We start from the raw sequence: 20,714 nt of genomic DNA on the forward strand, positions 1-20,714 counted from the left end.
GATATATAGTCGTAAAAGGTTAAAATTATTTAATTAAGAAATTGAATTTATCCATATTCTTAAGGGCAATACCGGTTCCGCGAACAACAGCTCTCAACGGATCTTCTGCTACAAACACAGGAAGACCGGTCTTTTTGTGCAATCTGTCTGCAAGACCTCTCAATAAAGCACCTCCTCCCGCAAGATAGATACCCGTTTTATAAATATCAGCAGCCAATTCCGGTGGTGTAAGAGAAAGTGTTTCCATAACTGCATCTTCAATTCTGATGATAGATTTGTCTAATGCACGCGCAATTTCCTTATACCCTACCATGATTTCTTTTGGCTTCCCTGTAATAAGATCTCTACCCTGTACCGGAATATCTTCAATATCAACATCAAGATCTTCCACTGCAGAACCTACTTCAATTTTGATTCTCTCAGCCGTTCTCTCTCCGATGTAAAGGTTGTGGTGAGTTCTGAGATAGTAAGCGATATCATTGGTAAACACGTCTCCTGCAATTTTCACCGATTTGTCACAAACAATACCTCCTAAGGCAACCACAGCAATCTCCGTAGTACCACCACCTATATCGATGATCATATTTCCTTCAGGCTTCTGTACGTCGATTCCAACTCCTATTGCGGCAGCCATTGGCTCATAGATCAATCTTACTTCTTTCGCATTCACTTTCTGAGCAGAATCTCTAACGGCTCTTTTCTCAACTTCAGTAATACCAGAAGGAATACAGATTACAATTCGCAGTGCCGGCTGTATGAATCTACCTTTGATTCCGGGAATCTTTTTGATAAATTCTTTAATCATGTGTTCAGAAGCATGGAAATCAGCGATGACCCCATCTTTCAGTGGACGGATCGTTTTGATATCCTCATGAGTTTTACCCTGCATATGCTTAGCCTGCTCACCGACCGCAATAGGTCTACCCGTAGAACGTTCAATTGCAACAATTGAAGGCTGATCTATAACAATTTTATTATTATGGATGATTAGGGTGTTGGCAGTACCAAGGTCTATCGCAATTTCTTGCGTAAACATATCGAATAAACTCATATTTTCCTTCTGATTTTAAGTTTACAAAGATATGAATTTAACACCACTAAAGAAATTTAACCTGCATATAATTTGGTTAAAATTTTATTAAAATTCACAATTCTTTATTAAGTTTTGATTTAATCATTTACAGAGCCTTATTTAAACTAAAATTAATGGGACCAAACAAGAAACAGGGGAATGGAAGACCATTAAATCAAAAACAGCAACAGGAACACAACGAAAAACCAATAAAGAACTGATTACAAGCTATTTTCAAACAACAATACTCCATTTGAAACCATCTATCATTTCTTCACATCTGACTTACCTCTATTTTTTAACAATAGTTTTTCACGATAATTATCATATACATTATCAGAGGATGATTAATTAAAAAAACCGTAAATTTGCACTGCTTATGTTACAGTATTCCAACATCCATCAAACATCGAATTTTGCTGTGCTTTCCATCAGCTATGAAAAAGCAGATGCAGAAACGAGGGGTAAATTTGCATTTTTTGATGAGAATATCAAAAACTTTGTCACCAGAATTCACAATGTGGATTTAGGGGATGCATTTGTGGTTTCCACTTGTAACAGGACCGAGATCTATACCACTTCACCGAATTATCTTCTGATCGCAGAAGAATACTGCAAAACGATTGGAGTACATCTTACAGATTTTCTTCAGTTTGCCAATATTCTGACCAAGGAAGAGGCGCTTATCCATCTGTTCAGAGTAGCAGCAGGACTGGAGAGCCAGATCATCGGGGATTTTGAGATCATCGGACAGATCAAAAAAGCGTACAGCCGGTTTAAAAAAGAGAGGCAGAATTCCAATCCTTATCTGGAAAGAGCCATTAATGCTGCTATTCAGATTTCGAAAAGAATTAAGAATGAAACCGGAATTTCCACTGGTGCTGCATCGGTATCTTATGCAGCTGTTCATTATATTTTAAACAACCAGAAAAAAATTACGGAAAAGAACATTCTTCTTTTGGGCGTAGGTGAAATTGGACAGAATACGGTTGAAAACCTGGTAAAACATGTGTATCAGCCTAAAATTAAAATTGCCAACAGAACTCAGGAGAAAGCTGAAAAAATTTCCGAAAAATATCATATTCCTCACGTTGACTATTCTGATTTTGACAAAGAATTAAAAGAAACCGATATCCTCATTGTTGCGACGGGAGCAAAACATCCTATCATCAATAAGTCTCACTTCCCGAACGGAAAGGAAACCCTTGTGATTGATCTATCGATTCCGCACAACGTTGAAAAAAACGTTACGGAAAATGAAAATGTAACCCTGATTGATGTAGATGAGCTTTCCAAACAGATCCAGGAGACGATTCAGCAGCGTGAAAAAGAAATTCCGAAAGCTGAAAAAATCATCAAAGAACTGATGAAAGAGTTTCTGGAATGGGAAAAAAAGAGAAAGCTGGCCCCAAACATTCACCATTTCAAAGCTGTTCTGAAGAATATGGAACGTAATGAAATGCATAACTTTTACAGAAAAAATAAATACATCAACATCACGGACATGGAGCTTTCTGACAAAATGATCCAGAAAATCACCAACCGTTTTGCAAAATTTATCATCGACAACCCTTTAAAAGCCGAAGAAATTAGTAAATTAATGCACGAAATATTAGTTGAACAACCAAACAACGAATTCAATGAAAAGCATTAGGATCGGAACAAGAAATTCCGCACTGGCACTTTGGCAGGCAAGAGAGGTTGCAAGGAACCTTCAAAACCGCAATTATTTAACGGAAATCATTCCTATCGTCTCTTCGGGCGATAAGAACTTAAATCAACCGCTTTATTCTTTAGGAATCACCGGGGTTTTCACAAGAGACCTTGATGTCGCCCTGTTGAATGATGAGATTGATATTGCTGTACATTCTTTAAAAGATGTTCCAACTCAGCTTCCGCAAAATATTGAGATCATCACGTATCTGGAAAGAGATTTCCCACAGGATGTTCTGATCAGAAAAGAATCTGCACGAAATAAAGAATTCCATGAGCTGAAACTGGCCACCAGCAGTTTGAGAAGAAGAGCATTCTGGCTAAAGAATTATCCTCACGCTGAGTTTTCAGACATACGAGGAAACATCCAGACGCGTCTTCAAAAACTGGAGGACGGAGATTTTGATGCAACGATTTTATCTCTGGCAGGTATTAAGAGAATGAAAATGGACATTGACTATGAAATGCTTCCATTAATGACCCCAGCTGCTTCTCAGGGAGTGATTGCTGTTGCAGGACATTCAGAAAAAACCGAGATCAATGAGATCTTAGCACAAATCAACCATAAGAAAACCCAGATCTGTGTAGAGATCGAAAGAAATTTCCTGAGCACCCTGGAAGGCGGATGTACTGCCCCAATCGGAGCTTTTGCTGAAATCATCGAAAATCAGGTCCGTTTCAAAGCTGCTCTTTGCTCTTTAGATGGTAAAAACTGTATCGCTACCGACGAAAGTTTTGAATATAATGAAACTGAGAATTTCGGAGAAAAGTTCGCTAAGATTGTCCTTGAAAACGGAGGTAAGGAGCTAATGACTGAAATTAAAAATTCTTATTAAAAACTTTTGAGTCTATTTGTACTTTAATATTCTTATGTACAAACAATGAAAAAGTCCCTGTTTTTAATCGTACTTATATTCTGCGTGTTTATCACAAACGCACAGAATAAATTTGCGCTTCAGTTATCTGATTCTGCTTTGGGATTAATCGATCACACAATCAGATACGATCCCACTTATTTTATACTCAAATATCCTGATGGCGACGTTCCTGCAGATAAAGGAGTCTGCACCGACGTTGTTATAAGAGCGTATAGAAAATTAGGAATTGATCTGCAAAAGGAAGTACACGAGGATATGGCGAAAAACTTCTCAAAATATCCAAAAATCTGGGGATTGAAAAAACCGGACACAAATATCGATCATCGCAGGGTTCCGAACCTTGCCGTATTTTTTTCTACATTTGGAAAAACAAAATCCATTGAAACCAATCCTTCACTTTATATTCCAGGAGATATTGTTACCTGGCTTTTACCCGGAAATTTGACGCATATCGGAATTGTTGTGAATAAAAAATCTACTGATGGAAAGAGGTTTTTGATTGTCCATAATATAGGTGGCGGACAGGTGATGGAAGATGTCCTTTTTAAATACACGATTACAGGACATTATCAATACCAGAAATAGGCTCCTTTTATGAAAAATCTTATGTATGCTTTCTTTACATTGATAGTCTGTTGTACGAAAGCTCAGACCAATGAATTTACAATCATCAATAAACCTATTGACTATTCTCCGGAAAGAGTTCGCTTAAGTCTGGAATATCTTAAAAGTCACTATAATATCGTTCAGAGTTCAGCAACCATTTCGCCTAAGATGATTGTACTGCATTACACCGCAGGCGGAACTGTTGAAACCAATTATAAATATTTCAATAAGACTCATCTGGAGTCTGCGAGAAATGTTTTAAAGAAGCAAAGCACACTTAATGTTTCTTCGCAGTTTATTGTCGACAGGGATGGAACGATCTACCAGCTGATGGAACCCAACAGGTTTGCAAGACATACTATAGGACTCAATTATTGTGCTATCGGCATTGAAAACATTGGCAGCAAAAGCCAGCCGCTCACAGAAAAACAAATTTCAGCAAACGCACAATTAATTAGACACTTAACTAAAAAATACAGTATAGAATATCTTATAGGACACTCAGAATATGGTATATTTAGGGGTTCCAATCTCTGGAAGGAAACAGACCCTGATTATTTTACAGCAAAAGAAGATCCAGGCAAAGATTTCATGAAAAAAGTGAGACTGTTAATTACTGATTTACATTTAAAAGATCAACCCTAATGAAAATTCTATTTACCAAGACCATAGATGCCCCATTATTATCCAAAGAATTAGGATCGGATATTTCGGCGGATTGTATTGAGGTAATTAGAACTGAACCTATAAAAACAGCTGCATTCGATTTGAAAAATCACTCCCTGATATTTACAAGTGTTAACGGTGTGAGATCATTTTTTAAAAATCAATTTAAGCCTAACGAAGATTTTACGGCAAAAAATTACAACAAGATCTACTGTGTTGGTGAAAAAACAAAACGTGAACTAAGGAAATACGGCTTTGGAACATTCAAAGTACTGAAAAATGCTGAAACGCTTTCGAGATTTATTACCGGAAAGTGCCAGCACGAGCAATTTCTTCATTTTTGCGGTAATCTGGCCATCGATGTTTTGGACCAGGAACTTCCCTTGCAGAATATCCGCTACAAAAAGATTACGATCTACAAGACAGAAGAAATTCAGCCTTTAATATCTGAAAAATATCATGCCGCAGTTTTTTTTAGTCCAAGTGGAGTTCGTAGTTTTGCAAAACTCAATTCTTTAGAAGGCATGAAGATTTTTTCAATCGGAGAAACGACCTCCGGTGAACTGAGAAAATATACAAAAGAAAAAATATTTACCTCGGAAGAAAATAATCTGGCCTCTATTTTTGGGCTGATAAAAAAGGAACTTTGAGCAGCTACAAGTTTGGCTGATAAAAATAATGAGTGCCGGGAACGGCCGTATTAGTTTAAATAAATTATGATTAAAAACGACTTATATTTAAAAGCACTCCGTGGAGAAACTGTAGAAAGACCACCAGTATGGATGATGAGACAGGCCGGAAGATATCTGCCTGAATTTATTGCTCTTCGTGATCAATATGATTTCTTTACGAGATGTCAGACTCCAGAATTGGCTTCGGAAATCACCGTACAGCCGATCCGTAGATTCCCTTTGGATGCAGCGATCCTGTTTTCTGATATTTTGGTAGTTCCCCAGGCCATGGGAATTGATTTTAAAATGAAAGAAAATGTTGGCCCGTGGTTAGATAATCCAATCAGAACAATGGAGCAGGTTCAGAATGTGGTGGTACCTGACGTGGATGATACTTTAGGATACGTTTTTGATGCTATTGAGCTTACATTAATTAAATTAGATAACGAAATTCCACTGATCGGTTTTGCAGGTTCTCCATGGACGATTCTATGCTATTGCGTGGAAGGAAAAGGAAGCAAAGCTTTTGACATTGCAAAATCCTTCTGTTTCCAGCAGCCGGAAGCCGCTCATTTATTGCTTCAGAAAATCACAGATACTACGATTGCCTATTTAAAAAGAAAAGTTGAAAAAGGTGTTTCTGCCGTTCAGGTATTTGATTCATGGGGAGGGATGCTTTCTCCTGCTGATTATCAGGAATTCTCGTGGCAGTATATCAACCAGATCGTTGAAGCCTTAAGCCCTCTTACCCATGTGGTGGTATTCGGAAAAGGATGCTGGTTTGCCCTTGAAGACATGACGATGTCTAAAGTATCTGCTTTAGGGGTTGACTGGACGATTAAGCCTGAGCTTGCAAGAACCTTAACGAACCATACGATGACGCTTCAGGGAAATTTTGATCCTGCAAGATTACACTCCAGTCCGGAAACGATTAAGAAGATGGTCACTGAGATGATCAACCGTTTTGGAAAAGATCGGTATATTGCGAATCTTGGACACGGAATTTTACCCAATATCCCTGTGGAAAATGCAGAAGCGTTTATCAGAGCTGTTGTGGATTGGAAACCGACTATTTAAGATTTATTTCATAAAAAACAAGAGCCCTTTCAATTCTTTGAAAGGGCTCTTTCTATGAGAAAAAATTAGCAATTAATTCACTTCTGTAATAAAATCTTCTTTGGCTTTTCTCACTTTGGTAAGATTCACCAACCAGTCTGATTCGGTATTTCTGTACCCGATAGGCAAAAGCAATACACTTTTCAATCCTTTTTCTTTTAAGTTTAAAACTTCATCTACGGCATCAGGTGAAAAGCCTTCCATTGGGGTAGAATCTACTTCTTCAAAAGCAGCAGCAATAATGGCTGCACCAAATGAAATGTAAGCCTGTTTTGCAGCATGGGTAAAGTTTTCTTCAGCAGATCTCTGAGGATAGGTTCCTAAAAGCATTTGTCTGTAGTTTTCCCAACCTTCATTTTTAAAGCCTCTGATTTCATTCGTAAGATCAAACATACTGTTGATTCTTTCTTCGGTATAATTATCCCAGGCAGCAAACACCAAAAGATGCGAACAATCCGTTATTTGAGGCTGATTCCATGCGTGAGGCTTGATTTGCTCTTTTACCTCCTGATTGGTGATCACAATGATCTCAAAAGGCTGAAGTCCGCTTGATGTAGGGGCCAATCTTGCCGCTTCCAATATTTTATCCACTTTTTCCTGTGGTACTTTCTGACCGTTCATTGCTTTGGTGGCAAATCTCCAGTTCAATTTTTCTATTAATTCCATGAAGTTAAATTTAGACAAAACAAAATTACTTCAAGAACTAAGACGTACGTGCACAAAAATTGCTATCTGCGCTATTGGCAGAATCTATTATTTATAATCATTTTAAATAACCATTCAATGCATAACAAAAAAGCCTCTGAAATTCAGAAGCCTTTGATTTTCTATGATGATGCTTTAAGACAGCATTCGTTGTGCTTTTTTAACGCCCTCCACCAGGCTATCAATTTCTTCAAATGTATTGTAAACTGCAAAACTCGCTCTTACAGTTCCTGCTATATTAAAGAAATCCATGATTGGCTGTGTACAGTGATGTCCTGTTCTTACGGCAATACCCATTTTATCCAGGATCATCCCTACATCGGAAGAAATACCTACTCCTTCTAAATTAAAGGACACTACGCCAGTTCTTTTAGCTTTTTCGCCGTAGATCTTTATATTTTCCAGTTCCAAAAGCTGTCTTTGAGCATAGTCCAGTAAGGCATTTTCATGATTCTGAATATTCTGTCTTCCAGTACTTTCAATAAAATCAACGGCGGCACCCAAGGCAATATTCCCTCCTACATTAGGCGTTCCTGCTTCATATTTAAAGGGAAGCCCTGCATAAGTAGTTCCGTCAAAAGAACAGGTGGCAATCATTTCTCCTCCACCATGGAATGGCGGAAGTTCTTCCAGAATCTCCTGTTTTCCGTAAAGGATACCGGTTCCCATCGGAGCATACATCTTATGCCCTGAAAAAACAAAGAAATCACAGTCCATCTGCTGTACATCGATCTCAAAGTGAGGAGCAGACTGCGCCCCATCAATGACGATATAAGCATTTGAATTTTTTCTTGTTTTAGCGATAATTTCTTCTATAGGATTCACAATTCCCAAAGCGTTGGAAACCTGATTTACAGATACTATTTTGGTTTTTTCACTTAAAAAATCATCAAGATAATCCAGTTGAAGAATACCATTTTCATCAATCGGAATCACTCTCAGTTTTGCTCCCGTTCTTTCGCAAAGCAATTGCCATGGAACGATATTGGAGTGGTGCTCCAGATAAGAGATGATGATCTCGTCGTCTTTTTTAAGCTTCTGTGTTAAAATATAAGCGATGAGGTTCAGCCCTTCTGTTGTTCCTTTGGTAAAAATAACTTCAAAATCATGCTTCGCATTAATAAATTTCTGAATCTTTCTTCTGGAAAGTTCCATTTCCTCTGTTGCCAGCTGACTTAATGTGTGAATTCCTCTGTGAACATTGGCATTAAGCTCTGTATAATAATCATTCCAGACCTTTAAAACAGAATCCGGTTTCTGAGATGTTGCTGCATTATCTAAGTAAACCAAAGGCTTACCGTTCACTTCGCGGTTTAATATCGTAAACTGACTTCTTATTTCCTGAATGTCAAACATTTATTAAAATTTTAAATTAGATTGCTCTTATTTAGAACACTTCAAATTTACGTCTTTTTTTCCGAAAGGACATATCAGGTTGCCGGGTGATACTTATCAGCTGATAGAAAGAATCGATAGATATGATGGAAAAGGTTTCAGGATGGTATTGATAATAAAAAACCTGCCAATACATTGACAGGTTTTATATTGTTTGTTGAATAAGCAAATATTATTCTGCTGCAGTTTCTTCTGCTGGAGCTGCTCCTTCTTCAGTTGCAACTTCTTCGTCCTCATCATCTTCTACTACTGCACCACCTTTCATTGCATTTCTAGACATCTTAACAGCTACTACTACTGCATTGTCAGGGTGAACGAAAGAGAATCCTTCAGTTTTGATTCCTCCTACATAAAGTTTGTTACCAATTTTCAATGAAGTAACGTCTACAACGATCTCGTCTGGCAAGTTCGCAGGAATTGCTTTCACTTTTAATTTTCTGAAAGACTGACGTAAAACACCACCAGCCACAACACCTTTAGAACGTCCGGTAAGTCTTACAGGAACTTCCATCACTACTGGCTTATCGTCAGATAATTGGTAGAAGTCTACGTGTAAAATTTTGTCCGTAATTGGGTGGAACTGAATATCCTGAAGAACGGCTGGAATTGTTTCTCCGTTTAGTTCAATAGATACCGTGTGTGCTTCAGGAGTGTATACTAAACCTTTAAAAGCTTTCTCTTCAGCAGAGAAGTTTAAAGGAGCTTCACCTCCATAAACAACACAAGGAACTAATTCAGCATCACGTAAAGCTTTTGTAGACTTTTTGCCCACGCTTTCTCTTTTTGTACCTTGAATTGTAATAGATTTCATTTATAAAAAATTTAAAAAATTGTTCAATTTAAATTTGCAAAACACTAAAAATCAATTAAATAATAAACTTACTGCTAATTGATTGGTGCTCATGAACCATGGTCATAACGTCCGCAAATAATGGGGCGCAAGATAGCACTTTTATTTTAGTTGACAAATTATTTTTAACAGGAATTGAGTCAGTTACAATAACTTCCAGCAATTTTGAGTTCTCAATATTGTCGTAAGCTTTTCCGGAAAGCACTCCGTGAGTTGCCATCGCTCTTACTGATTTTGCTCCTTTTTCCATCAAAATATCCGCAGCCTTACAAAGTGTGCCCGCAGTATCAATCATGTCATCAATAAGGATCACATTTTTACCTTCTACATCCCCGATAAGGAACATCTCTTCTACAACATTTGCCTTTTTTCTCTCTTTATAAGCAATTACTACTTCAGCACCTAGATGGCCCGCATAGTTCTTCGCTCTTTTTGCACCTCCCATATCCGGTGAAGCAATGGTAAGATTATCCAGATTTAAATCTCTGATATAATCCACAAAAATACTTGAAGCATAAAGATGATCTACCGGAATTTCGAAGAATCCCTGAATCTGATCTGCATGAAGATCCATGGTCATTATTCTTGTCGCTCCAGCTGCTGTTAATAAATTAGCAACCAGTTTTGCCCCTATCGGCGCTCTAGGCTTGTCTTTTCTGTCCTGTCTTGCAAGTCCGAAATAAGGAATCACGACAGTAATACTTTTTGCGGAAGCTCTTTTCGCTGCATCAATCATCAATAGAAGTTCTAAAAGATTGTCTGCTGGCGGGAAGGTAGATCCGATTAAGAAAACTCTCCCTCCTCTCACAGATTCATCCAGAACAGGCTCGAATTCCCCGTCGCTGAACTCCTGAAAGTTGATTTTCCCTAACTCTTTCCCATAATGCTGGGCAATGTTTTCTGCCAAGTCCTTACTGGTTCTTGTACAAAATAGATAACTTAACTGATCGGCCATTTTTACTTTTTAAAGATTTTGCAAATTTAAAAAAAAACCACAAGAATTACTCTTGTGGTTTCTAAGTTTTTATTTTCCTGTATGATTACGGGAATTTTATTCCTGAATATTTATTAGGATCTACCTCTGGCAGGTTGGATTTGTACGTTGCGTTGATCGATTTAATAAATTCATTTGCAATAACGGCATATCCCCTTCCTGTAAGATGTACTCCATCTAAAGAGAATGCACCACCTGTAACAAATTTAGCGGTATATTTTACACCATCAAAAGAAATCCCTGATTGAGAACCAAGTTCTGACATTTTCTTGTTAGCATCTACAAAAGCATATCCCTTTGCAGTTGCTGCCGCTTTAATAGCAACGTTGTAGGCATCAATCGTGGTATTAATATCTGCAACCTCCGTACCTGTCAGTATATAATTATCAGCAAACGGATAAGCAATTCCTCTTGCTCCAAGTGAAGCTGGAACTCCCGGTGGAAGTGTCTGAAGTGTACCTATTGCCGCCTTGGTAGTCAATGGTACCAGATCTCCAGCTTTTGCCTGTCTAGCCTGTCCATATGTAGCACCAAGATAACCTGCCAAAGCCACTAGTGTAGGGTTTCCTGAAGCAGTAGCTGCTGCAGTAATCTGCACACCCAGAGGTGTTAGGCTTTCATCCTTGATAAGCAAAGGGTTTGCTGCTGTTTTTGAAAGCGGCTTAATTCTGTCACCCGCACCTAAAGCAGTCAAAATTTGATTTAAAGGACCATAAATCTGCGCATTCAATGCATCAATAGTTGCATTTCCGGCAGTTACATTTCCATTTCCAAGTACAGCTGCTGTTAAAGGATTAACAGGTATAGTTGTTAATGCCGGTATAGAAGTCACACTAGGAATATTAGCAATAACACCTTTAGCGTTCGTAGATGCAATTTCATTAACCAACGCATTATAGTATTGAGTAAACTGAACTGCAGGTGTTAATGTTTCAGCTGTTGCGTCTGCTCCTGCTAAAGCATACAGTAGAGCATCATTATTTCCTATCCAAAGAGAGAAGAACGTCGGACTTTGTTTTTTAAAATCTTTTATAACGGACGTAGTTGGCTCAGAAGCAAATCTTACGAAATAAGGATTTGCAGTTTTTGCAGCTACACCCTGTACATTTCCATAGTTATCGGCTAATAAATGAGCTACTTTTGCACCTGGAACTCCCATATTATTAAAAGGACCTGTTAACACCGTATTCGTTAAAGTCGTCGCAACATTACCGTTTGCATATTTTAAATCTGGTGAACCATCTATAAAAGAACTGATATAAAGTTTAGTATTTGCTATCTGCAATGTACCCAGCGGAGTTGCCAAAAGAAGGCCTCCATTGTTATCAGGCATTAAAGGTTGTTTAAAATCCCCACCTCCTACTAATTTCATCTGTTGAGCAATCATGGAAGGATACGATTCATTCTGTCCGTCAGCATAAAGAGCACCGTCTCTATAACCTGAGGTTAGGGAATTTCCCAAGGCAACATATTTGGTAAAATCTGCATCTCCCTTTGTCACCTGAATATCTTTTACATCAGTATCGAAGTCATTTTCGCAACTTGTTGTAAAAAGAAGTGCAGAAACGGCAAGTGTTGATATTATAATTTTTTTCATAGTCTTTCAATTAAAATGGGTTGTATGATAAACCTAAACCAAAGTAAAATGCTTCAGCTTTTGCCTGTCCGTTAAAGCCAAGAGCGGCATTTCTTACATCTCTGGCCTGAGGAAGGGCATATCCTCCTGCTACGTCAACTCCAAACTGTTTTAGTTTAAAGCCTACCCCTCCGGTAATCACATATGTGTTAAATGAAGGCGTTTCTGCTATAAAGTGATCGTCAGAATAAGGGGACTCATCATAATACGCTCCCAGACGTCCGAAAATCATATCTGTGAATGCATACTGCGTCCCTAATCTGAAAGTTTTTGAGTTTTTGAAGTTTTTAGGAGCAACCAATATGGTAGGATCTGCCTGATTTCCAACAGGAGCATTAGCAAAATCCAAAGTCAGTTTGCTATATCTTTCCCATCCGTGATAGTTGAAGTCAGCAGAAATCAACCATTTCGGGGTCACTTTGTAGGTTAAACCAATCGTATATTCTTCAACCAATGGAAGTGTTGCTGTAAATTTATCCTGTCCTGTACTTGGATCAAGTCCTAACAGAGGGTAAATAGAGGCAGACGGGAACTGGAAAGTAGCCGTTCCTTTTTTAGCCTTCATATCTACAGGGGAACGGTAAGCAATACTCACGTCCAATTTCGGATCAGGTCTGAAATAGAAACCAAATCCATAACCGCTACCGCTTGCTTTCTCGTCTTTAATATTAAGTTCACCACCAAACTGTGTCACAGCTTTATCCCAGTTTACTTTGCCTTTTGCGTAAATATAGCTTGCCCCGAATGATACCCAAGGTGCTAATTTCACAGAAACCATAGGTTGGAAATAGAAGCTTTTAAGCTCCAGTTTCTGCACCATCTCTTTTCCCTCCCAGTCACTAGGCCACTGGATTGTACTTCCGAAAGGTGTTGTAAAACTGAAACCAACAGACAGGTTCTCTATTGGTCTGTAAGCAACCGCAGCATACAACGGAGTACCGATAGGGTTATCTGTTTCTGTACTCTGTAAAGTATTTAAGTTTTGAAAAGTAACTTTATTACTTGCACCAAACCCTCCTGCTACTATGCTCAGTTTAGAAGGAATGAATGACATACCCGCTGGGTTAAAGAATGCCACACTTGCATCTTCGGCATGAGCACTAGTATGCGCCATTGCCAATTGTTTCACTCCCTGCAGAGATACCCTGAAGCCTCCCGCATAAGATAGAACACCCGCCAATAAAGCAGTTGATACTAATATTTTTTTCATAGACTGTTATTATATAACCCAAATATAAAATTAATTTGAATACACCTGTTAATATTTCTTAATATTTTAAACAATATACGAAAAGAAAATTATGTTTAAAATAACACTTTAGAAATATATCAACCTAAACCTATCTACATTAGCAACTTATCAACTTTTATCGCATCATATATTTTTCACGTTTAATATTAAACAATGGCTATATTGAATATTTAAGTATTTTAGAATTGCATAAAGATAAATTTACATAAATTTGCAAGATTATAAAAAATAGTTATATATGAGTTGTGGATGCAAAACATCCGGCGATTCTGCCCATTCTTGCGGACCAAAAAAAACCGCAAATGGCTGTGAAAGTGTAGATACCTGTGGTAATAGTTATAAATTAAGTGTTTTTGACTGGCTTTCTAACGTAAACAACCCCTCATCGAATAGGTGTGATCTTGTGGAAGTTAGATTTAAAAATGACAGAAAATCGTTTTATAAAAATGTAAATAATATTCCTTTACATATAGGTAGCGTAGTAACAGTAGAATCAAGCCCGGGACACGATGTAGGCGTTGTAAGCCTCACCGGAGAATTAGTAAAGATTCAGATAAAAAAGAAAAAATTTCCTGAAGAATCAATACTTAAAATATACAGACAAGCTAACCAGAAAGACCTTGAAGTCTGGCAGGAAGCGAGAAAAAAAGAAGATGGCGTAAAGCTTGAAGCGAGAAAAATAGCTCACAGAATAGGGCTTGAAATGAAGGTCACTGACGTAGAATATCAGGGAGACTCTTCAAAGATCACCTTTTACTATACCGCTGACAACCGTGTGGATTTCAGACAATTGATCAAAGAATACGCCGGTGCTTTCCGGACGAAGATCGACATGAAACAGATCGGTTTCAGACAGGAAGCAGCAAAAGTTGGAGGTATAGGATCATGTGGAAGAGAACTCTGTTGCTCGACATGGCTTACGGATTTCAGATCTGTCAATACAAATGTAGCCAGATACCAGCAGCTAAGCATCAACCCGCAAAAACTGGCAGGACAATGTGGTAAACTGAAATGTTGCCTTAATTATGAACTGGACAGCTACCTGGATGCCCTGAGCCACTTCCCTTCTTCATCAACAACATTGGACACGGAAAAAGGAAGAGCATTCTGTATTAAGATCGACGTTTTCAAAAAGAAAATGTGGTTTGCCTATGTTGACAGTTCAATGGCATGGTATGATTTTGATATTGACCTTGTTAAGAAATTAATCGCCAAGAATAAAAGAGGTGAGAAAATTCTTCCTCTGGAAGATCTGAAGCAACCTGATATCCCTGTACAAACCATCGACCTGATCCAGGAAAACAATATGGACAGGTTTGAAAAGAAAAACAGAGGAAACAACAACAGGAACAGAAACCAAAACAGACCGAATAACGCTGGACAAGCGCAGGGACAGCAAGGACAAGGACCAAAGAAAAACAGATCCGAAAGGCCTGAAAGATCCGAAAAACCAGAAAACCCTAACGCCAATTCCGGGAATCAGCCAAGACCGCAACAGAAAGCACAGCCGAAACCGCAGCCAAAAGCACAAACGGAAAAAACTGATACATCTTCTAACCCGGAAACAAAGCAACCGAACCCGAACAAGAAAAATTTTAAAAAGAAATATCCTCCAAAAAAAGATAAAAATGCGTAAAATTTTAGGATTATTACCTCTCATTCTTTTCTTTAGCTGTCATTCTTCTTCAGGAGAAAACGTCATCATGAACTCTGTTAACAACAAATGGAGTAAGAAAAGCGAGCAAAAATTTAATCTTGAAGTTTCAGATCCGCAGAATCCTAAAAATATTATATTTGTCGTAAGAAATAACAACAATTACCCTTACAGCAATATAAGATTTATTGTAAACTTCACCAATCTCCAGAACAAAAAGAAGGAAACAGACACCTTAAATTACGTTCTGGCAAAACCAAACGGAGAATGGCTTGGTACAGGTTTTGGTGATACGAAGGAAGCATTATTTCAGTATAAATTGAACTATAAATTTCCGGAAAAAGGAAAATATGAAATCAGTCTGATCCAGGCGATGAGAAATGATAACCTTCCGGGAATTGAAGACGTTGGAGTAAAACTAGAAACGGCTAAACCGTAACCATAAATGGAAGACAACAGACAAAACGCAGGAAATAAGGGAAAAACCTTCCCTCTTCCTCCCAAAAAAAAGAAAGATACCTCTTGGAAAAAATGGGTTAAATTTATTTGGATTGGACTCATTGCAGTCGTTTTAGGTATTTCAGGACTTTTCTTTGCTGTTTCTCAGGGATTTCTTGGAGAAATGCCGGATGTAAAGGAACTTGAAAACCCTGACATCTATGTCGCTTCTGAAATCATTTCATCAGATGGGGTTACTTTAGGCAGGTTTGAAAAAGAAAAAACACAGCCTATCGTTTATAAAGATCTTCCTCCCTATCTTATTTATGCGCTTCAGGCTAAAGAAGATGAGCGTTTCAAAGAACACTCAGGGATTGACCTTCAATCCATTGCCAGAGCTGTAGTATATGGAGGCGGACGAGGTGGAGGTTCCACTATTACCCAACAGTTAGCGAAGCTTCTTTTCACAGGATCTGCTTCTCAAAATAAAATTGAAAGAGCATTTCAGAAACTGAAAGAATGGGTCGTTGCGGTAAGTCTTGAAAAAAGATATACCAAAGAAGAGATTATCACTCTATATTTCAATAAGTTCGATTTTCTTTTCAATGCAAACGGAGTTGAGATGGCTTCCAAAGTTTACTTTAATAAAAAAACTTCAGAACTTACCCTTCCTGAAGCCGCTACTTTTGTAGCCATGCTGGAAAATCCAAGAAAGAATAATCCATACAGATATCCTGAAAAAGCAAAGGAAAGAAGAAATGTGGTATTGGATCAGATGCAGAAGACCGGATATATTGATCAGGCCACGTATGAAAAAGCGATCAGTACACCTGTATCAGTAGACTTCCACCCTATTAAAAATATTACAGACGGATATTCTGCTTATTATAAATTCTATTTAAGAAAAGAAATAGACAGGTATCTTGAAGGTTACGAGAAGGAAACAGGCAAGAAGCTTAATCTTTACAAAGACGGACTTAAAATATACGTTACTCTGGATTCTAAAATGCAGAAGTACGCAGAAGAATCTATCAAAGAACACCTTACTGATGTTCAGAAAAGATTTGACGCAGAACAGAGAGGAAGAAAGAACTGGCCGTTCTATTATCTTACAGACAAGCAAATAAAGGATGTAATGATGCAGGCGGTAAGAAGAACCGGACGTTATAAGCTGTTAAAAGCGGATGGCATGCCGGAAGATTCTATCATTATGGAGTTTAAAAAGCCTACCAAAACATCAAGATTCACATGGAACGGAGAAGAGGAAGTGGAAATGTCTCCATGGGATTCTATCAGATGGCATAAGAAAGTTGCACAGGCTGGCTTAATGTCAATGGTTCCGGGAAGTGGAGAGATCAAGGCTTGGGTTGGTGGTATAGACTGGCAGCACTTCCAGTATGACCACATCAAACAAGGTAAAAGACAGGTAGGATCTACATTCAAACCTTTCGTATATGCTACAGCAATTATGAAACTGGGAATGACACCATGTTCTACCGTTTCTAATGCAACCTACGATCACAAAGGATGGCATGTTCCGGGAAGAGGAGGAATGCTTACGTTGAAAGACGGTTTAGCACACTCTCAAAACCCGATTGCAGCCAGACTTATTGAGATGACCGGTGTAGATGCCGTTATACAGACCGCAAGAGACCTTGGAGTAACAGAAGATATTCCTAGAAACAATACCATTGCTTTAGGCTCATCCGACATTACAATTTATGAAATGCTAGGTGCTTACAGTACATTCGCCAACTACGGAAACTACAATAAACCAGAAATGATCTGGAGAATTGAAGATGCCAACGGAAGGGTGATCAAAGAAGTGAATGTAGAACCAAAAGAGGTAATGAACCCAATGTACGCTTACACCATGATTGAATTGATGAAAGGTGTTGCACAGTACGGTACTGCTTCCGGAGAACTTGGAAGAAGAGGAATCTCTAAAGGGGTGGAAATTGCCGCTAAAACAGGTACTACACAGAACAACTCTGACGGTTGGTTTATGGGAATCACTCCAAAACTGGCAACAGGAGCCTGGGTAGGATGGGAAGACAGAGCCACCCACTTCTTGGGAACCGGTGAAGGTCAGGGTGCAAAAATGGCATTACCCATCTGGGCGATCTTCATGAAGAAAGTATGGGCAGATAAATCTCTGGGAATTACCCCTGATGATAAATTCACCAGACCCTCTGACTGGAAAGACGGATGTTCAAATCTAAAAGGTTTAGGTGAAGGCTACGGAGACGACGGAGGACTTCAGACCATGGATGAGATCAAGAATCCACGAGCCGCAGACCCGACTCCTAAAAACAATACAGACAAAAAAGAAGAAAATATCAATGACAATCTTCACTCAACCGATGAGGTAGATTTCAATAAATAAATTCTCTTTTAGAAATACACAAGACCTTTCAATAATTTGGAAGGTCTTTTCTTTTATAATTAATACCTTTGATCTATGAATATTGAACAGATTAAACAGCCTTTCACCGATATATTTCCAGGGGACTTTTCAGACAATCCAATGCAGAGAAATACCCCAAAAGTTTTATTTGCAACCGTAAAGCCAGCTGGTTTCAACGCACCGAAACTGATTGCCTTCAACCCGGATCTTGCAGAAGAAATAGGACTTGGACCGTATGAAGAAAAAGATCTCGATTTTTTGGTAGGTAATCATCTTCCTGAAAACGTAAAGACCTATGCCACTGCTTATGCTGGTCATCAGTTTGGAAACTGGGCGGGACAGCTTGGAGACGGAAGGGCAATACTTGCAGGAGAAATCATTAATAAAGATGGAAAAAAGACAGAAATTCAATGGAAAGGCTCCGGTGCCACGCCCTACTCAAGACACGCAGACGGAAGAGCCGTATTGAGATCTTCAGTACGCGAGTATCTGATGAGTGAAGCGATGTACCATCTTGGAGTTCCTACAACAAGAGCCTTAAGCCTCGCCTTCACTGGTGAAGATGTTGTGAGAGATATGATGTATAACGGAAATCCACAGCTTGAAAAAGGTGCTGTGGTCATCAGAACTGCAGAAAGCTTTTTGCGTTTTGGACATTTTGAACTGATCTCTGCACAGCAAGAATATAAAACCCTGCAGGATCTGGCTGACTTCACTATTAAAAATTACTATCCGGAGATAACTGCAGACGGTATTGATAAATATAAACAGTTCTTTGAAAACATATGCACCAGAACCGCCAATCTGATGACGGAATGGTTCAGGGTAGGATTTGTCCATGGGGTCATGAATACCGATAATATGTCTGTTTTGGGATTAACGATAGATTATGGTCCTTATTCAATGATGGACGAATATGATTTGAATTTCACCCCCAACACAACCGACCTTCCGGGTAGGCGATATGCTTTTGGAAAACAGGGACAAATCTCACAGTGGAATCTTTGGCAGCTCGCAAATGCCTTTCATCCTTTGATTAAAGATGAAAAATTTCTCGAAGATACTTTAAACCAGTATGGAACTTATTTTTGGGAAGCTCATGATAAAATGCTTTGCAGAAAATTTGGATTCGACGAACTACGGGAAAGCGATGAAGAATTCTTTACCAACTGGCAGGGGCTAATGCAGGAACTTCAGCTGGATTATACGCTGTTTTTTAATCAGCTGGAAAAATTAAATCCTGAAAGTGACATTAAGTCTCTTTTTGAAAATGTACCCTATGTCATTTTAACTGATCAAAGAGTGAAAAAACTGGAAGACTTCGCCAAAAAATATCAGGATAGAATTTCTTCGAATACGATTTCAGAAGAAAAATCTCTATCGCTGATGCAACACTCAAATCCAAAATTTACTTTAAGAAATTATCTTTTATATGAATGTATAGAAGAGATCAATTCCGGAAAAACAGAAATGCTCAAAAAACTGACACGGGCTCTGGAAAACCCTTACGAAGAATTATATCCTGAATTTTCTGCAAAGCGCCCTTCAGCCTATGATGACACGACCGGATGTTCTACACTTTCATGCAGCTCTTGATAAATAAATAATAACATTAGAGCAATTTAAATGCTTTTTTTACATCATAATGATATTTTTCACTATTTTTAGAAAAAATATTATTATGAAAAAAGCTCTCTTTTCTCTAAGCTTATTGCTGGGAATTACAGCATCAAATGCACAGACAGTATTATTGGATGAAGGCTTTGAGTCTTATACCAATTTTGCCATTACAGGCTTTGGAAACTGGCTTACTTTGGATTTAGACGGCCTCAATACTTATACAGGAGGAGGTCCTGTAATTGGAGGAACAACCTCTCCTTCCTGGACTGCGAACTGGACCAACAGAGGATTACCTATGGCTTTTCAGATCTTTAATCTTAGCGCGAGCAATGCAACCAATAATGCAACTTCTACCGCTGCAGATGAAGAAATAAGAAATTTCAGTCCGCATGCAGGACAAAAATGTGCGGTATCCTGGGCCGGAGTACCATCTACTACCGGAGGAGCAACGGCTAACAATGATTGGCTAATCACTCCTGCTCTAACTTTAGGTACAAGTGCCAATATTTTGACTTTCTGGGTAAAAGCTTTATCACCAGTTTTCACCGAAAGTTATAAAGTAGGAGTATATACAGGAAGTGGCAATCCAACTTCAGCCGCTAATTTCACGATTGTTTCATCACCAGCAACATCAACAGCTCCTTTTGCTGCATGGCAACAAGTCACCATCAATTTAAATGCTTATGCAGGACAGACTATAAGAATAGGATTCCAGTATATGTCTTCTGACCAATACATGTTTATGCTTGATGATGTAAAAGTCACGGCTACCGGCGTACTTGCTACCAATGAAGCATCTTCAAAGGCAAAAACAACAAGCTTATATCCTAATCCTACAAGTGGAGAAATCAATATCAAAACTGATAAAAAAGTAAAAACGATTTCTGTCATGGATATGGCAGGGAAAAATGTAACGAAAACAGAGTCTGAAAGAGCAGACATTTCCTCTTCACCTAAAGGAACTTATATTGTTAAAGCAGAATTTAATGATGGTACATCTACCACAGAAAAAGTAATCAAACAGTAAGAACAATATCACAA

General features: G+C 38.4%; 18 protein-coding genes. 11 read left to right on the forward strand and 7 right to left on the reverse strand.

What is annotated here, in order from left to right:
* Window positions 1–25 precede the first annotated feature (25 nt).
* The gene (locus tag EG346_RS05315) at window positions 26–1,051 is read right to left on the reverse strand and encodes a rod shape-determining protein (protein WP_034700899.1); all 1,026 of its coding nucleotides are present in this window, start codon (window positions 1,049–1,051) and stop codon (window positions 26–28) included.
* 400 nt (window positions 1,052–1,451) lie between these two features.
* On the opposite strand from EG346_RS05315, the gene hemA reads away from it, so the two are divergent.
* The 6 genes from hemA to hemE all read left to right on the forward strand — a co-directional run bounded on the left by hemA (window position 1,452) and on the right by hemE (window position 6,683).
* Window positions 1,452–2,726, forward strand: coding sequence for a glutamyl-tRNA reductase (gene hemA, locus EG346_RS05320; RefSeq protein WP_073330741.1), 1,275 nt, complete (start codon window positions 1,452–1,454; stop codon window positions 2,724–2,726).
* Window positions 2,713–3,621 carry a hydroxymethylbilane synthase gene (gene hemC / locus EG346_RS05325; protein WP_123877225.1) on the forward strand — a complete coding sequence of 303 codons (909 nt, stop codon included), beginning with the start codon at window positions 2,713–2,715 and terminating at the stop codon, window positions 3,619–3,621. The genes hemA and hemC overlap by 14 nt, the downstream gene beginning before the upstream one ends.
* Window positions 3,622–3,666: 45 nt before the next feature.
* Window positions 3,667–4,248, forward strand: a complete 582-nt coding sequence (locus tag EG346_RS05330) for a DUF1287 domain-containing protein (RefSeq protein WP_123877226.1) — start codon at window positions 3,667–3,669, stop codon at window positions 4,246–4,248.
* Between the two features lie 9 nt (window positions 4,249–4,257).
* Window positions 4,258–4,914: a peptidoglycan recognition protein family protein gene (locus EG346_RS05335; RefSeq protein WP_123877227.1), complete on the forward strand. Its 657-nt coding sequence runs from the start codon at window positions 4,258–4,260 to the stop codon at window positions 4,912–4,914.
* Window positions 4,914–5,585, forward strand: coding sequence for a uroporphyrinogen-III synthase (locus EG346_RS05340; protein ID WP_123877228.1), 672 nt, complete (start codon window positions 4,914–4,916; stop codon window positions 5,583–5,585). The genes EG346_RS05335 and EG346_RS05340 overlap by 1 nt, the downstream gene beginning before the upstream one ends.
* 66 nt (window positions 5,586–5,651) lie before the next feature.
* On the forward strand, window positions 5,652–6,683 hold the full coding sequence (gene hemE / locus EG346_RS05345; RefSeq protein ID WP_073330757.1) for a uroporphyrinogen decarboxylase: 1,032 nt from the start codon (window positions 5,652–5,654) through the stop codon (window positions 6,681–6,683).
* Between the two features lie 72 nt (window positions 6,684–6,755).
* On the opposite strand, the gene EG346_RS05350 is transcribed toward hemE, so the two are convergent.
* From EG346_RS05350 to EG346_RS05375, 6 genes are all read right to left on the reverse strand, one after another.
* Window positions 6,756–7,388: an NAD(P)H-dependent oxidoreductase gene (locus EG346_RS05350; RefSeq protein WP_123877229.1), complete on the reverse strand. Its 633-nt coding sequence runs from the start codon at window positions 7,386–7,388 to the stop codon at window positions 6,756–6,758.
* A gap of 174 nt (window positions 7,389–7,562) precedes the next feature.
* Window positions 7,563–8,783 (reverse strand): aminotransferase class V-fold PLP-dependent enzyme, encoded by a 1,221-nt coding sequence (locus EG346_RS05355; RefSeq protein WP_073336692.1) that lies wholly within the window; start codon window positions 8,781–8,783, stop codon window positions 7,563–7,565.
* Window positions 8,784–8,994: 211 nt separating this feature from the next.
* Window positions 8,995–9,633 carry a 50S ribosomal protein L25/general stress protein Ctc gene (locus EG346_RS05360; RefSeq protein WP_073336693.1) on the reverse strand — a complete coding sequence of 213 codons (639 nt, stop codon included), beginning with the start codon at window positions 9,631–9,633 and terminating at the stop codon, window positions 8,995–8,997.
* Between the two features lie 55 nt (window positions 9,634–9,688).
* Complete coding sequence (locus EG346_RS05365) at window positions 9,689–10,627, reverse strand: ribose-phosphate pyrophosphokinase (RefSeq protein WP_073336694.1); 939 nt, start codon at window positions 10,625–10,627, stop codon at window positions 9,689–9,691.
* An 85-nt stretch (window positions 10,628–10,712) separates the two neighbouring features.
* Window positions 10,713–12,263, reverse strand: a complete 1,551-nt coding sequence (locus EG346_RS05370; protein WP_123877230.1) for an SGNH/GDSL hydrolase family protein — start codon at window positions 12,261–12,263, stop codon at window positions 10,713–10,715.
* Between the two features lie 10 nt (window positions 12,264–12,273).
* Window positions 12,274–13,512, reverse strand: coding sequence for an OmpP1/FadL family transporter (locus tag EG346_RS05375; protein ID WP_123877231.1), 1,239 nt, complete (start codon window positions 13,510–13,512; stop codon window positions 12,274–12,276).
* A 280-nt stretch (window positions 13,513–13,792) separates the two neighbouring features.
* On the opposite strand from EG346_RS05375, the gene ricT reads away from it, so the two are divergent.
* From ricT to EG346_RS05400, 5 genes are all read left to right on the forward strand, one after another.
* Window positions 13,793–15,190 (forward strand): regulatory iron-sulfur-containing complex subunit RicT, encoded by a 1,398-nt coding sequence (gene ricT, locus EG346_RS05380; RefSeq protein WP_073336698.1) that lies wholly within the window; start codon window positions 13,793–13,795, stop codon window positions 15,188–15,190.
* Complete coding sequence (locus EG346_RS05385) at window positions 15,183–15,647, forward strand: gliding motility lipoprotein GldH (protein ID WP_073336699.1); 465 nt, start codon at window positions 15,183–15,185, stop codon at window positions 15,645–15,647. The genes ricT and EG346_RS05385 overlap by 8 nt, the downstream gene beginning before the upstream one ends.
* Window positions 15,648–15,653: 6 nt before the next feature.
* A complete protein-coding gene (locus EG346_RS05390) occupies window positions 15,654–18,032 on the forward strand; it encodes a transglycosylase domain-containing protein (protein ID WP_073336701.1) in 2,379 nt (792 codons plus the stop codon).
* Window positions 18,033–18,107: 75 nt separating this feature from the next.
* On the forward strand, window positions 18,108–19,649 hold the full coding sequence (locus EG346_RS05395) for a protein adenylyltransferase SelO (protein WP_123877232.1): 1,542 nt from the start codon (window positions 18,108–18,110) through the stop codon (window positions 19,647–19,649).
* An 85-nt stretch (window positions 19,650–19,734) separates the two neighbouring features.
* A complete protein-coding gene (locus tag EG346_RS05400) occupies window positions 19,735–20,700 on the forward strand; it encodes a T9SS-dependent choice-of-anchor J family protein (RefSeq protein ID WP_164466332.1) in 966 nt (321 codons plus the stop codon).
* Window positions 20,701–20,714 lie beyond the last annotated feature (14 nt).

The sequence above is a fragment of the Chryseobacterium carnipullorum genome (assembly GCF_003815695.1).
In the GTDB taxonomy this organism is placed as follows: Bacteria; Bacteroidota; Bacteroidia; order Flavobacteriales; family Weeksellaceae; genus Chryseobacterium; species Chryseobacterium carnipullorum.

Excerpts from the sequence above, each read along its gene's own strand:
- EG346_RS05315 (WP_034700899.1), bottom strand. The coding sequence starts at position 1,051 with ATGAGTTTATTCGATATGTTTACGCAAGAAATTGCGATAGACCTTGGT.
- hemA (WP_073330741.1), top strand. The coding sequence starts at position 1,452 with ATGTTACAGTATTCCAACATCCATCAAACATCGAATTTTGCTGTGCTT.
- hemC (WP_123877225.1), top strand. The coding sequence starts at position 2,713 with ATGAAAAGCATTAGGATCGGAACAAGAAATTCCGCACTGGCACTTTGG.
- EG346_RS05330 (WP_123877226.1), top strand. The coding sequence starts at position 3,667 with ATGAAAAAGTCCCTGTTTTTAATCGTACTTATATTCTGCGTGTTTATC.
- EG346_RS05335 (WP_123877227.1), top strand. The coding sequence starts at position 4,258 with ATGAAAAATCTTATGTATGCTTTCTTTACATTGATAGTCTGTTGTACG.
- EG346_RS05340 (WP_123877228.1), top strand. The coding sequence starts at position 4,914 with ATGAAAATTCTATTTACCAAGACCATAGATGCCCCATTATTATCCAAA.
- hemE (WP_073330757.1), top strand. The coding sequence starts at position 5,652 with ATGATTAAAAACGACTTATATTTAAAAGCACTCCGTGGAGAAACTGTA.
- EG346_RS05350 (WP_123877229.1), bottom strand. The coding sequence starts at position 7,388 with ATGGAATTAATAGAAAAATTGAACTGGAGATTTGCCACCAAAGCAATG.
- EG346_RS05355 (WP_073336692.1), bottom strand. The coding sequence starts at position 8,783 with ATGTTTGACATTCAGGAAATAAGAAGTCAGTTTACGATATTAAACCGC.
- EG346_RS05360 (WP_073336693.1), bottom strand. The coding sequence starts at position 9,633 with ATGAAATCTATTACAATTCAAGGTACAAAAAGAGAAAGCGTGGGCAAA.
- EG346_RS05365 (WP_073336694.1), bottom strand. The coding sequence starts at position 10,627 with ATGGCCGATCAGTTAAGTTATCTATTTTGTACAAGAACCAGTAAGGAC.
- EG346_RS05370 (WP_123877230.1), bottom strand. The coding sequence starts at position 12,263 with ATGAAAAAAATTATAATATCAACACTTGCCGTTTCTGCACTTCTTTTT.
- EG346_RS05375 (WP_123877231.1), bottom strand. The coding sequence starts at position 13,512 with ATGAAAAAAATATTAGTATCAACTGCTTTATTGGCGGGTGTTCTATCT.
- ricT (WP_073336698.1), top strand. The coding sequence starts at position 13,793 with ATGAGTTGTGGATGCAAAACATCCGGCGATTCTGCCCATTCTTGCGGA.
- EG346_RS05385 (WP_073336699.1), top strand. The coding sequence starts at position 15,183 with ATGCGTAAAATTTTAGGATTATTACCTCTCATTCTTTTCTTTAGCTGT.
- EG346_RS05390 (WP_073336701.1), top strand. The coding sequence starts at position 15,654 with ATGGAAGACAACAGACAAAACGCAGGAAATAAGGGAAAAACCTTCCCT.
- EG346_RS05395 (WP_123877232.1), top strand. The coding sequence starts at position 18,108 with ATGAATATTGAACAGATTAAACAGCCTTTCACCGATATATTTCCAGGG.
- EG346_RS05400 (WP_164466332.1), top strand. The coding sequence starts at position 19,735 with ATGAAAAAAGCTCTCTTTTCTCTAAGCTTATTGCTGGGAATTACAGCA.